At 42.1% G+C, this 11,863-nt stretch carries 14 protein-coding genes and 1 riboswitch; of the genes, 11 read left to right on the plus strand and 3 right to left on the minus strand.

The annotated features are described in order from the left end of the window. Window positions 1–73 precede the first annotated feature (73 nt). Genes murA through fabZ form a run of 3 tightly spaced genes read left to right on the plus strand, consistent with a single transcriptional unit; the run spans window position 74 to window position 2,024 of the window. A complete protein-coding gene (gene murA, locus BM271_RS06435) occupies window positions 74–1,369 on the plus strand; it encodes a UDP-N-acetylglucosamine 1-carboxyvinyltransferase (protein ID WP_046790964.1) in 1,296 nt (431 codons plus the stop codon). A 12-nt stretch (window positions 1,370–1,381) separates the two neighbouring features. After that, window positions 1,382–1,570 (plus strand): DNA-directed RNA polymerase subunit beta, encoded by a 189-nt coding sequence (locus BM271_RS06440; protein WP_046790963.1) that lies wholly within the window; start codon window positions 1,382–1,384, stop codon window positions 1,568–1,570. 7 nt (window positions 1,571–1,577) lie between these two features. Next, on the plus strand, window positions 1,578–2,024 hold the full coding sequence (fabZ, locus tag BM271_RS06445; RefSeq protein WP_046790962.1) for a 3-hydroxyacyl-ACP dehydratase FabZ: 447 nt from the start codon (window positions 1,578–1,580) through the stop codon (window positions 2,022–2,024). On the opposite strand, the gene BM271_RS06450 is transcribed toward fabZ, so the two are convergent. Continuing rightward, window positions 2,021–2,446 carry a YwpF family protein gene (locus BM271_RS06450; RefSeq protein ID WP_046790961.1) on the minus strand — a complete coding sequence of 142 codons (426 nt, stop codon included), beginning with the start codon at window positions 2,444–2,446 and terminating at the stop codon, window positions 2,021–2,023. The genes fabZ and BM271_RS06450 overlap by 4 nt on opposite strands. Window positions 2,447–2,638: 192 nt before the next feature. Here BM271_RS06450 and BM271_RS06455 point away from each other — a divergent pair, with 192 nt between their 5' ends. The 7 genes from BM271_RS06455 to yidC all read left to right on the plus strand — a co-directional run bounded on the left by BM271_RS06455 (window position 2,639) and on the right by yidC (window position 8,796). Beyond that, a complete protein-coding gene (locus BM271_RS06455) occupies window positions 2,639–3,247 on the plus strand; it encodes a single-stranded DNA-binding protein (protein WP_046790960.1) in 609 nt (202 codons plus the stop codon). A gap of 515 nt (window positions 3,248–3,762) precedes the next feature. After that, complete coding sequence (locus tag BM271_RS06460) at window positions 3,763–4,644, plus strand: transglycosylase family protein (RefSeq protein WP_046790959.1); 882 nt, start codon at window positions 3,763–3,765, stop codon at window positions 4,642–4,644. A gap of 116 nt (window positions 4,645–4,760) precedes the next feature. Then, window positions 4,761–4,859, plus strand: a riboswitch (TPP riboswitch). Window positions 4,860–4,937: 78 nt separating this feature from the next. After that, the gene (gene tenA, locus BM271_RS06465; RefSeq protein WP_046790958.1) at window positions 4,938–5,621 is read left to right on the plus strand and encodes a thiaminase II; all 684 of its coding nucleotides are present in this window, start codon (window positions 4,938–4,940) and stop codon (window positions 5,619–5,621) included. Further along, on the plus strand, window positions 5,614–6,408 hold the full coding sequence (thiD, locus tag BM271_RS06470; RefSeq protein WP_046790957.1) for a bifunctional hydroxymethylpyrimidine kinase/phosphomethylpyrimidine kinase: 795 nt from the start codon (window positions 5,614–5,616) through the stop codon (window positions 6,406–6,408). The genes tenA and thiD overlap by 8 nt, the downstream gene beginning before the upstream one ends. A 3-nt stretch (window positions 6,409–6,411) precedes the next feature. Then, complete coding sequence (gene thiM, locus BM271_RS06475; protein WP_046790956.1) at window positions 6,412–7,197, plus strand: hydroxyethylthiazole kinase; 786 nt, start codon at window positions 6,412–6,414, stop codon at window positions 7,195–7,197. Continuing rightward, window positions 7,197–7,814 carry a thiamine phosphate synthase gene (thiE, locus tag BM271_RS06480; protein ID WP_046790955.1) on the plus strand — a complete coding sequence of 206 codons (618 nt, stop codon included), beginning with the start codon at window positions 7,197–7,199 and terminating at the stop codon, window positions 7,812–7,814. The genes thiM and thiE overlap by 1 nt, the downstream gene beginning before the upstream one ends. Before the next feature lie 109 nt (window positions 7,815–7,923). Continuing rightward, window positions 7,924–8,796, plus strand: coding sequence for a membrane protein insertase YidC (yidC, locus tag BM271_RS06485; RefSeq protein WP_046790954.1), 873 nt, complete (start codon window positions 7,924–7,926; stop codon window positions 8,794–8,796). Between the two features lie 56 nt (window positions 8,797–8,852). Here yidC and cls read toward each other — a convergent pair whose 3' ends face one another. Then, the gene (cls, locus tag BM271_RS06490; protein ID WP_046790953.1) at window positions 8,853–10,334 is read right to left on the minus strand and encodes a cardiolipin synthase; all 1,482 of its coding nucleotides are present in this window, start codon (window positions 10,332–10,334) and stop codon (window positions 8,853–8,855) included. Window positions 10,335–10,470: 136 nt separating this feature from the next. Here cls and BM271_RS14370 point away from each other — a divergent pair, with 136 nt between their 5' ends. Beyond that, a complete protein-coding gene (locus BM271_RS14370) occupies window positions 10,471–10,620 on the plus strand; it encodes an Lmo0850 family protein (RefSeq protein ID WP_017549589.1) in 150 nt (49 codons plus the stop codon). Window positions 10,621–10,658: 38 nt separating this feature from the next. Here the strand turns inward: BM271_RS14370 and BM271_RS06495 are convergent, their stop codons facing one another. Further along, window positions 10,659–11,858, minus strand: coding sequence for an FtsW/RodA/SpoVE family cell cycle protein (locus tag BM271_RS06495; protein ID WP_046790952.1), 1,200 nt, complete (start codon window positions 11,856–11,858; stop codon window positions 10,659–10,661). Window positions 11,859–11,863: the final 5 nt, after the last annotated feature.

Below are 11,863 nucleotides of genomic sequence, written 5' to 3' on the forward strand. Positions count from 1 at the left end.
CATGTTTATACATCTTTAAAATAGTGAATAGTGTATTGTGAAAATGTGATTTAAAAAGTATGGAGTGAGAGATATGGAATCTATAATTGTAAAGGGTGGAACCAGATTGTCTGGTTCCGTGAAAATAGAAGGATCGAAAAACGCAGTGCTGCCTGTAATGACGGCATCTTTGCTTGCAGAGAAGGGCGTATCAACATTAAATAACGTACCGTTATTATCAGATGTGGATAATCTGAGCAATCTGCTGAAATATCTGGGAGCCGATGTGAACCGTTCAGACGGTTCAGTGCGGGTCGATGCAACCGGAAAGCTGGACTGTAATGCACCATTCGATCTTGTGAGCAAAATGCGTGCGAGCATGCTTGTAATGGGTCCAATGCTTGCAAGGTACGGCTATTGCAATGTGGCAATGCCGGGCGGCTGTGCAATTGGTTCGAGACCGGTCGAACAGCATATCAAAGGCCTTGAAAAAATGGGCGTAACATTCAGGACGGTGGACGGCAGTTTTGAAGGTACGGCAGACGGAAGACTGCAGGGTGCGAAAGTTTATCTGGATTTTCCAAGCGTCGGTGCTACCCAGAACTTGATAATGGCAGCAAGTCTGGCAGAAGGCACAACACACCTGGAGAATGTGGCTCGGGAACCTGAAATCGAGGATCTGGCCAACTATATCAACGCGATGGGCGGCAATGTCAAAGGTGCCGGTACGGGCCACATTACCATAGAAGGTGTCGAAAGTCTGCAGGGGACTGAGCATACTGTCATCCCCGATCGTATTGAAGCGGGGACATTCATGATTGCAGGTGCAATCACAAAGAGCGAAATCGTTCTTGAAAATGTAATGACTGACCATCTGACAGCGCTGATTTCAAAATTGGAAGAGACCGGAGTGCGTATTGTTCCTGAAGACGGGAAAAATGTCCGTGTGATCCCTCCGGAGCAATTGAAAGCCATTCAGGTGAAAACAATGCCCCATCCAGGCTTCCCAACTGATATGCAAAGTCAGATGATGGCACTGCTGACGACAATAGATGGAGTAAGCATCATCACTGAGACGATTTTTGAAAACAGGTTCATGCATGTGGAGGAATTTTCAAACATGGGTGCAGACATAGATCTGCAGGAGAACCATGCAATCATCAAAGGCGTGAAAAAACTGCAGGGCGGCAGAGTGAAGGCCACAGATTTAAGAGCTGCAGCTGCTCTGATTCTTGCAGGTTTGGCAGCAGACGGTTATACTGTAGTTACTGAACTTAAGCATTTGGACCGCGGATATGTCGACTTCCATAAGAAGCTTGAAAAACTTGGAGCGGATATCGAACGGACAAGTGATGACACTGCACAAAGAAGTGCGGTAACACAGAAGTAAAGAGGTATCATTATGGCGGAACAATCAAAAAAACTAGTCCACCGCAGATTTCCATTAATCGTAAGAATCCTTTTATTTGTCTATGTCGCTGTTATTATTTTCTTCGTCGGGCTAATGATCGGATTTGGAATATTGGATAACCCTATAGAGGTATTTCGATTGGAAACATGGGAACACATCATCAATTTGACCAAGGAATGATAACTAAATGCTGACTTATGACCAGATTAAAGCAATCATCCCGCATCGTCCTCCATTCCTGCTTATAGATAGAGTGACGGATATTGAGCCGGGAGTAAAATGTACAGGCATTAAACAAGTTTCAGGAAACGAACCGTTTTTCCCGGGACATTTCCCTGAATATGCAGTTATGCCGGGTGTCCTCATTGTCGAGGCGCTGGCTCAGGTAGGAGCCGTGGCATTATTGCAGGAAGAGAAGTTCAAAGGAAAGCTGGCATTTTTTGCCGGAATTGATAAGTGTAAATTTAAAAAACAGGTTACACCCGGGGATACACTGGAGCTGACTGTAGAGATCACTAAAATCAGGGGCCCAATCGGCAAAGGTGAAGCAGTTGCCACAGTTGACGGCGAAATTGCATGCAAATGTGAAATTACATTTGCCATACAGGATACAAAAACATCCGATGATAATTAATCATCGGATGTTTTTAATTCTGTTTTCGATTCCATCATCGCTGTAAATTCATTGAGAAGATCTTCCCCTTCGAAACCTTCATCAATAAGCTGTGCAAGCAGGTCTTCAGCATAGTTTGGATTCTGCGTAATGATATCTCCAATGAAAATTAAAGAAATGGCATTATCAATTTCATTCAACTCTTTGAAGACGCCTTTAAACCTGGCTGGTTCATTGGTCGGTCTCGTGATGGTGACAAGCAGATCGACATCGTGTTCAACGAATGGTTCGAGTATATCTTTAAAGTCAGGTGACGTGGAGATTTCCAGCAGCCATGAGTTTTCATTCATCTCTTTATTGATGATGATGCCGTCAATGAGATCCAGGATGATAAAGTTACCTTCATGTTCGAGTTTAACATCAACGATTTTAAAAGACTTCATATTAATACCCCTTTCAAATTAAGATGCTTGAAATAGCAGAATATATATAATTGCATGATAAACTTCTGCTATAAGTAAAAATAATTGCAGATACAGTCTAATTGTATAGAAATCACAGATAAAATCAAATATCCGTCGTTTGCAGAAAATTTAACAGCCCCTTATGTTGTATACAGGAAGGGGGGTGAGAATATGATGAACAAAGTTTTGCTGGTTGGAGAACTTGTCAAAAATGTTACGCTGTCCCAGACTGCCAATGGGAGTGTCAATTCTTTCATCATCGCTACAATACGTGTGCCCAAAGATGAGAGAAAAGAAAAGGAAATCCACTTCATATACTGCAAAGCTTTCGGAAAAGCGATTCCCAGGGTTCTTTCCGAGACCCGTGAAGGCGAAATTTTATGTGTCAGTGGACAAATTGCTTCAACTTCTCATATAAAACCGAATGGCGAGAAGGAATATGGAATGGAAATATGGGCTGAAAGTATAAAACCGATGCCACAGAAAATATCAGATCAGAAGAATCTGAACAATCCTTCTAAAATGATCAGTGATGCAGTCAGGTATTATGATCAGCATAACGTTGTGGGGCAGAAGTCTGTCCATACATTAAATGAAGACGAGAAAGACCAGCAAATATCCGCCGGACGGGATGACCATCTGGAAGCCCTTGAAAAAATCATGAGTAAAACCATGCCTGTGACGGATATAAATGATTCCAATAAAGAAGAGGAATCAGACACTGGATATAAAGACAAAGGACATGATGAAAAAGCAAATGAAGAAAAAGCCCTTGCGTAGTTATTAACAGATCCGCCACCCAATCTTTTGAAAATTCTACACTCACACACTACTCACCTGTCCGGTAGAATGCTTAATGCTGCGAAAAAGCACTCTGCCGGGCATTTTTTTACATTTTTTGAATTGTAAAGGTCATATTAATATTTTCAGTTACGTTAAATAACATTTGTGTTACGGATGTCAGATAATAAGAAAAATTTTATATCTACAGCAATGATTTATGAATATATACATAGACGCTGACATATCAAGCTTCCCCCCTTCAAACTGTAAACATAAGAATTTTAAAAGTTCAATTAAAGTATATAAAGATAATTTAATTGAACTTCTTTGCAATAATACATATCTCCAAGAAATCTGTCTGTAATATAAATGTAAAAGAACGCGTAACATTTTATATTCCTGTAACCTACGTAATGATTTTGTTTGATATAGTATTACCTAGTTGATTAACAGAGATAAAAACTTAATCTAATAAAAATTAATCCAGTGATTAGCGGGAGGAAAATATTATTATGAAAAAAGTAATATCAGTAGGTGCAGCGATTGCTGTATCCGGTACGTTAGCATATAGCGCCGAAGCGGCAAGCCACACAGTAGATACGGGTGATACTATCTGGGGTCTTGCTCAGGAAAATAATACTTCAGTGGAAACGATCAAATCTGAAAACGGTCTTACTTCAGACATCATCGTTCCTGGACAAGTAATTGAAATCGGCGGCGAAGAAAAAGCTGAGGAAGAAACTGAAACGACTGAAGCAGGTCTTTACACTATAAAAGAAGGCGATACTCTATTTGAAATCGCTCAGGAATTTGATGTAACAGTTTCTGACCTTAAAGCTTGGAATAACTTGTCATCTGATATGATCTTTGCTGGTAAAACATTAACTGTATCCGGTGAAAATGCAGAACAGGCACCAGCAGTGGAAGCTCCACAGGTAGAAGAGCCGGCACAGCCAGCGCAGCAGGAGCAATCCAATAATGAAGCGGCAGAACAGCAGGCTGCACAACAGCAAGAACAGGCTGCAGCAGAGCAGGCTGCCCAAAAAGAAGCAGCAGCAAAGCAGGAAAGAGAAGCAGCTCAGCAACAGAAACAAGAGCAACAGGCTCAGCAGCAGCAACAGACTCAGACTGAAAACCAGTCTACGTCTTCAAGTAGCAACAGTGGACAAAACTGGGGAGCACTTGCACAATGTGAATCAGGCGGAAACGCGGGTGTTGTAAGTTCAAATGGACTTTATCATGGTCTTTACCAGTTTGATGTTCAAACGTGGAAATCTGTAGGCGGAAGCGGACTCCCATCCCAGGCTTCTGCAGCAGAACAGACTAAAAGAGCAGAAATCCTTTATGATCAAAGAGGTTCCCAGCCTTGGCCGGTATGCGGTTCAAGACTGTAAAATCCAGAGTTTAATATAGATTGGTTTATCCAAATGCCGGGCGAATACGCCTGGCATTTTTACTTTCTGTTTGACATAGATGAATTAGTTTATTACCATTGATACTAATAAAATAGCAATACCACTAGGGGTGCTTTTTGCTGAGACAGCCACCCGGCTGATCCCTTAGACCTGATCTGGATAATACCAGCGTAGGAAAGTGGGTTAGTCCGGCATGCTGTCATGCTTTTATATACTGAACCCGTTTCCAACGTCTGGAGACGGGTTTTATTATATTGAAAAGGAGAAATTCTATGCTTACGGATAAACTGATTCAGGATGTTGAGCCGATTATTGAGGAAATCTATTATGATGATTTTATACAGGGGTTGATTAGGGGGGATATAGAGAAGTCCTCTGTCATCCATTATCTGCAGGCAGATGCTTTATATCTGGATGAATTTGCGAAAATTTATGCGATGCTGATTGCCAAAGCTGATTCCAGGGAAACTGTAAAATATCTTCTTGGACAGATGGAATTCCTGTTTGACGGGGAAAGTGAGGCACATGAAACACTCGCCCGGTCAGTTGATATGCCGTATGAAGAAATCATTGAAGCTGGCGAATGGTATCCTTCCGCAGATCATTATATAAAGCACATGTATTACAATGTTTACGCGAAGGAGAATATAGCTTTTACTTTCAGTGCCATGGCTCCGTGTCCATATGTATATAAAAAAATTGCTCAAATGGTGTTGGAACGGAATACTTTTGAAAATGATCATCCTTATAGAAGCTGGTTCGAATTTTATAATGATGACATGGATGATACCGTAGATGTCATGTTTGACATCATTAACCGGGAAAGTGGGAATATGACACAAAAAGATATTACAGTACTCAGGAAAAATTTTATCCAGAGCACTGAACATGAAAAAAGATTTTTCAACATGGCTGCCATAAAAGAAAGATGGATGGAGGTGGGTGTGAATGCGTAAATTTCCTATTGCACTGACGGTTGCCGGGACGGACCCAACAGGCGGGGCAGGTGTGCTTGCTGACAGTAAGGCTTTTCACTCGAGAGGAGTGTACGGCATGGCGGCAGTGACTTCTCTGACTGCACAGAATACGCGGGGTGTGCAGGATGTCTATAATATCCCTGCTGAATTTTTGGAGCGTCAGCTTCACAGTATTTTCAGTGATGAAGTGCCGCATGCGATGAAGAGTGGGATGATTGCGACTGTTGAAATGATGGAAGTCATCATGGAAACGGTGGAAAAATATGATATACCTTATGTTATTGACCCTGTTATGATTGCCACCAGCGGGGATGCATTGATAGAAGAACGTTCGATTGAATTTTTAAGAGATTCGCTGCTGCCTGTTGCAATGAATGTTACACCGAATATACACGAGGCGGAAAAGATTACAGGACAGGAAATCAGAGGCGAGGCTGATGTGAGAAAAGCGGCTAAAATATTCCTGAAGGAACTCGGACTTCAGAGCGTCATCATAAAGGGCGGACATCTTGATGGGGATGCTGTCGATTATTTATTCACCGGGGATGATGAAGTGGCAGTAGGTGAATCCCGTATTGATACGAAACATACGCATGGTACAGGATGCACTTTTTCAGCTGTCATCACAGCTGAACTTGCTAAGGGGAAAACAATGGAAGAGAGTTTCAGGACAGCGAAAAAATATATAACATCAGCGATAAAGAACAGTCCCGGTATAGGGAAGGGCAACGGCCCAGTCAATCATTTCAGTTTTAAAGGAGAGTAGATTATGAACCGTATAGAAAAACTGCGTGAAGAAAACCCTTTGGTCGTCTGTATTACAAATGATGTGGTGAAAAATTTTACAGCCAACGGTATGCTGGCTGCGGGAACTTCTCCAATCATGAGCGGTGAAAAATCAGAAGCCGATGATTTGATGAGTGTCGCCTCAGGGCTGCTCATCAATATTGGAACAGCGGATCAGACGAAATATGAACTGATGGATGCAATGATGAAAGCGGCCAACAAAAATAACGTTCCGGTTGTTTTTGACCCCGTGGGTTATGGTGCGTCGGAATTTCGCGCAGGTATCACAGACGATCTGCTGAAAAGTCATGAAGTGTCGCTCATCAAAGGCAATGCTGGTGAAATGATGGCTTTATCCGGGAAAGAAAGCCTTATGAAAGGCGTGGATTCAATGGAAAAGTCCGATGTTATGGAAATTGCGAAAGAGGTATATAAAAAGTTTGAAGTTCCTGCACTGGTTACAGGAGAGCGGGATGCCCTGGTTACGGATGCCAGTGAAATACTCATGGCAAACGGCCATGGACTGCAGAGTAAAATCACGGGATCAGGCTGCCTGCTCGGTGCATTGACAGCCGCTTTCATAGGTGTCGAGGGACAATTTGACGAAGAGGCGGCAGTGGATGCTGTCAGTTACTACAACCTCTGTGCCGAAGCGGCAGCCGGTAAAATAAGAATTCCAGGTCCCGGGACTTTTATGAACAAGCTTATAGATGAACTTTATCTGAATGAAGACAGCCTGCTTGAAGAAAAAATGGTGGAGGTCTATTGATGGACAGAAGTAGACTCAGGTTATATTTCATTTGTGGCAGTAATAATGTAGAAGGGAATCCGCTTCTTGTCATTGAGGCAGCATTGAAGAATGGCGTGACTCTGTTCCAGCTCAGGGAAAAAGGAGAGTATGCTTTGGAAGGTGAGGCGCTTTTTGACTTTGCATCGGATATTAAAGTATTATGCCGGAAATATAATGTCCCTTTCATCATCAATGATGAACCGGAACTTGCTGAAAACGTAGGGGCGGATGGCATTCATCTGGGCCAGGATGATTTGGATAGCTCATTGCTGTCTCCGTATTTCGATGATAAAATCATCGGCCTCTCTGTTGCAGACAGTCGTGAACTCGAGCAGAGTGACCTCGGGAAAGTGGATTATATCGGGACCGGACCGGTTTTCACAACGCCTTCCAAAGATGATGCCGGTGAGGTGATAGGCATTCATGGACTGGAGGAAATGAGAAATCTGACAGGAGATATGCCGATGGTTGCGATTGGCGGAATCACTCCTGAAAATTATCAGGAATGTCTGGAGCACGGCGCGGATGGCGTATCATTGATTTCTGCAATAGCAGGGGCACAGGATGTCGGAGGAGCTGTTAAAAGGTTCCTGTAATCTTCCCGGACATTAAATATACTCAATTAAACCATGGAAAATGATTTTTTTACATTCCTGTTTATGGTACAATGCTTTTTATGTGAGATATTTTTTTTGAGGTGAAGAAATGAGTAAAAAATGGCTCTTCCCCATAATGATCGGTCTGGTGCTCGTACTTTCAGGCTGTGATTATTCCCAGGAAGAAAACAGGGACGGTTTTTTCTTTAACACATTCGTACAGCCGATGGATTCATTACTTCATTGGCTTGGTGATAACCTTGGTCATAACTATGGTCTGGCAATCATCATTATTACGCTAATTGTCCGTTTGGCTATTTTCCCATTCATGATGCGTACATATAAGAATCAGATGATGATGCGCGAAAAAATGAAAATAGTTAAGCCAGAAATGGAAGAAATTCAGAAGAAGACAAAAGTGGCCACTACGCAGGAAGAGAAGATGGAAGCACAGCAGGAAATGATGGCATTGTACAAAAAGCACGGCATCAATCCGCTGAACATGGGATGTCTGCCGATCTTTATCCAGATGCCGATTGTCATGGCGCTGTATTTCGCATTGAGGTTCCCTTCAGAAGGCGGTATTACAGAATATCCTGATTTCCTTTGGATGAATCTGACAGAGACGGATTATTTCATGGTCGCAATCGCAGGTCTCGTATATGCCGGACAGGCATATGTATCCATGAAGTTCGTACCGGAAGAGCAGCGTAAACAGATGCAGCTGTTCATGTACATCTCGCCAATCATGATTATCTGGATTTCACTGATTTCACCTTCCGCACTCCCATTATACTGGGCAGTCGGCGGTATATTCCTGATATTCCAGACATGGGCAGGTAACACGTTCTATAAGAAGAAAGTTGCCGAAGAGATGGCACCGATCATCGAAGCGCATGAGAGAGAGAAAGCTGAGAAAGAACAGCGCATCAAGAATGCGAAAGTAATGCCTAAAAAGAAACGCAAGAAGAAGAAGAATTAATTTTTCTTAGTCAAAACGCCCTTTCCGGGATTTCCGGGAAGGGCGTTTTTTCGTGTTTACAATATTGGTGAAATGAGATTGGCAAAGCCCTCTTTAATCCGTATCCATTTACTTCTTGAATCATATATCTCTTCAGTGAGCAGAGTGGAGTTTTTGATATCCTGCTCATAGGTTTCCCGGTATTTTCCGGCCTGTTCGGCATCGTATATAAAAGCATTGACTTCGAAGTTCAGCAGAAAACTTCTGTTATCAATATTCGTCGTTCCGACACTGAGAACTTCGTCATCAATCATAACCATTTTCTGATGCAGAAACCCCTTTTCATATATATGGACTTCTGCACCCATTTTGACCAGCGAGCCGGCGTTGGAGTATGTACCCCAGTAGACGAACGGGTGGTCAGGCATATTGGGGATCATCAGATGTACCTTGATGCCGCTTAAAATAGCAATCTTCACTGCTTCCAGAAATGACTGATCCGGTATGAAATAGGGCGTCTGGATATAGATGGATTCCTTTGCATTGTAGATCATTTTGATGTAGCCATATTTAATCTGCTGCCATTTCTCATCGGGACCGCTTGAAGCGATTTGAACCGGATTTTCACCGTAATAGCCAATTTCAGGGAAATATCTTTCTTCTCTGGTCAGGTTATTACGCCCTGAGTGGGAATTCCAGTCCAGCATGAATCTGATCTGCAGGGACTTGACTGCTTCTCCGCTTATTCTCAAGTGTGTGTCCCGCCAAAATCCGAATTTTTTACTCAAACCGAGGTATTCATCACCGACATTGAAACCACCGACATAACCGACGTCACCATCAATGACTACAATTTTACGATGGTTTCTGTTGTTCATCCGGGGATTGATCAAGGGGAGCATGTTGGGAAAGAAAGCTTCCACCTGGCCGCCCTCTTTCTTAAATTTCCTGAAATTCCTTAAACTGAGTCCCCTCGACCCCATGTCATCATAGAGAATCCTTACAGTGACACCTTCTTTTTGTTTTTGAAGCAAAGCTTCATACAATTCTTTCCCAAGATTGTCCAACCTGAAAATATAATATTGAAAGTGGATATGGTCTTTGGCATTGCGTATATCTGTGAGAAGGCTGTCGAATTTATCCCGTCCGTTTGTGAATGTTTCAATGGAATTGTTGACTGTCAAAAATGACTGGTTATTATACAGCAGCATGTGGATCAGTTTCTTGTTTTTCTCTGCAACTGGATTTGAAAAATCCAGCTTGTTGTTTTTCAATTCGTCAAGCTGGTCCTCCACCAGGTGCTCCATCCCGACCTTATCATCTTCCTGGATGGTGAAAATCTTTTGGTTATATATTGTACGCCCAAACAGCATATAGATGACGAATCCCATAATCGGCAGGAAAAACAGAACAAGTATCCATGCCCAGACGCTTTGGGCACTGCGTCGTTCCAAAAAGATCAGACCGATGGCGAGAAGGAAATTAATGAAAATAATAATAAAAGTGATGATGCTCATCACTCTTGTGCTGAAAAAATAATCGAAGATTAACCAATCCATGACATTCACCTCATTACCATTCTATTATATTATGAAAGTTATTTAAAATTTTGTAATATTTATTTTGTAAAATGTATAGAAAAAACAAGTGTAAAAAGGTAAAATAGAATTAAGATGTATATGAAGGAGTGTCATTATGCATAAAAACGACAATTCAAAAGTCAAACAAGTCGTCACGATGCTAAATGAACTCGGGGTCAAAGTCAAGGTTTCGAGATCTAGATTCGAAATTATGAATCGCATCGCACACAATGAGAAACTGCGATTGAAAGAACAAAACATTTAAATTAAACCGCAGCCGATTTTTTCCGGCTGCGGTTTAATTTATGTCTTCTGACGATATTCATAGAAATATATACTCATGATGATTCCAACCGCAAGCATATTTGCCCAAAGTCCGCTGCCCCCGTAACTTAGAAACGGAAGAGGGATCCCTGTGATCGGCAGCAGTTGGATTGTCATGCCGATGTTCTGGAATACATGGAACATGAGCAGTGATAGATAGCCGATGATGAAATATGAAGAAAAACTGTCATTGACTGTTGCGGCAATCCTGAACAGATGGAGCATCAGCATGAACAGGAGGACAATTACCGCTGTTGAACCAAGGAATCCGAATTCTTCGCCTATGATTGTAAAGATGAAGTCGGTATGGTTCTCAGGAATATAAATGATTCCGTCGCTGAAGCCTTTTCCGGTAATCCCGCCGGAACCGATTGCTTTAAGAGAGTTACTGAGTTGGAACCCACCTTCAGTGACATAATCCTCAGGCTGAAGCCAGGAATAGATCCGCTCAAATTGATAAGGATGTATCCCGAGATAACGCTCCAGAAGATCGGGTCTGTACAGAATTCCAAGTATCAATGAACCGCCAACCGTGGATGCAACTGCGAGAGTGGGGATGATCAGCCACCAGCTTATGCCGGATACGACAATCATACCAAAAAGAATTGCAATCATCACAAGTGTTGTACCCAGGTCATTCTGGACAAGAATGAACAGCATGGGAAGCACTGATACGGCCACCAGCTTAAAAAGCAATTTAACATCGACAGTCAGATCATTCGTCAACTTATATCTGTTATGCTGACTGACAACATAAGCCAGAGTAAGTATGTAGATGATTTTGACGATTTCTGAGGGTTGTATGCTGAAAAATCCGAATTGGTACCAGCTTTTTGCACCATTGATAATCGGTGTGATGGGTGAAACCGGTGCGAAGAAAAGAATTACCAGTGAAAGTACACCCACTCCGTAAATAATCCATATATATTGTTTCACCCATTTCATAGGGATGAAAGTCAGTACAAAAACCATGAAGAAGCCGGATATATAGAAAATCATCTGCCGTAAACTGAAATCAGTATTATACTGCCCGCTTGTCATTGCAGAACGGATCATTACAATGCTTATGACCGCGAGCATTATAATCAGCAGGATCAGCAGCCAGTCTATCCGGGCGAGTATATTTGTATTTTGTCTTTTGTATCCTTGTTTATTATCCAAGAATTTCACCTTACCCATATTGA

The sequence above is a fragment of the Salinicoccus halodurans genome, from assembly GCF_900114445.1.
GTDB classification, from domain to species: Bacteria; Bacillota; Bacilli; order Staphylococcales; family Salinicoccaceae; genus Salinicoccus; species Salinicoccus halodurans.

Excerpts from the sequence above, each read along its gene's own strand:
- murA (WP_046790964.1), top strand. The coding sequence starts at position 74 with ATGGAATCTATAATTGTAAAGGGTGGAACCAGATTGTCTGGTTCCGTG.
- BM271_RS06440 (WP_046790963.1), top strand. The coding sequence starts at position 1,382 with ATGGCGGAACAATCAAAAAAACTAGTCCACCGCAGATTTCCATTAATC.
- fabZ (WP_046790962.1), top strand. The coding sequence starts at position 1,578 with ATGCTGACTTATGACCAGATTAAAGCAATCATCCCGCATCGTCCTCCA.
- BM271_RS06450 (WP_046790961.1), bottom strand. The coding sequence starts at position 2,446 with ATGAAGTCTTTTAAAATCGTTGATGTTAAACTCGAACATGAAGGTAAC.
- BM271_RS06455 (WP_046790960.1), top strand. The coding sequence starts at position 2,639 with ATGATGAACAAAGTTTTGCTGGTTGGAGAACTTGTCAAAAATGTTACG.
- BM271_RS06460 (WP_046790959.1), top strand. The coding sequence starts at position 3,763 with ATGAAAAAAGTAATATCAGTAGGTGCAGCGATTGCTGTATCCGGTACG.
- tenA (WP_046790958.1), top strand. The coding sequence starts at position 4,938 with ATGCTTACGGATAAACTGATTCAGGATGTTGAGCCGATTATTGAGGAA.
- thiD (WP_046790957.1), top strand. The coding sequence starts at position 5,614 with ATGCGTAAATTTCCTATTGCACTGACGGTTGCCGGGACGGACCCAACA.
- thiM (WP_046790956.1), top strand. The coding sequence starts at position 6,412 with ATGAACCGTATAGAAAAACTGCGTGAAGAAAACCCTTTGGTCGTCTGT.
- thiE (WP_046790955.1), top strand. The coding sequence starts at position 7,197 with ATGGACAGAAGTAGACTCAGGTTATATTTCATTTGTGGCAGTAATAAT.
- yidC (WP_046790954.1), top strand. The coding sequence starts at position 7,924 with ATGAGTAAAAAATGGCTCTTCCCCATAATGATCGGTCTGGTGCTCGTA.
- cls (WP_046790953.1), bottom strand. The coding sequence starts at position 10,334 with ATGGATTGGTTAATCTTCGATTATTTTTTCAGCACAAGAGTGATGAGC.
- BM271_RS14370 (WP_017549589.1), top strand. The coding sequence starts at position 10,471 with ATGCATAAAAACGACAATTCAAAAGTCAAACAAGTCGTCACGATGCTA.
- BM271_RS06495 (WP_046790952.1), bottom strand. The coding sequence starts at position 11,858 with ATGGGTAAGGTGAAATTCTTGGATAATAAACAAGGATACAAAAGACAA.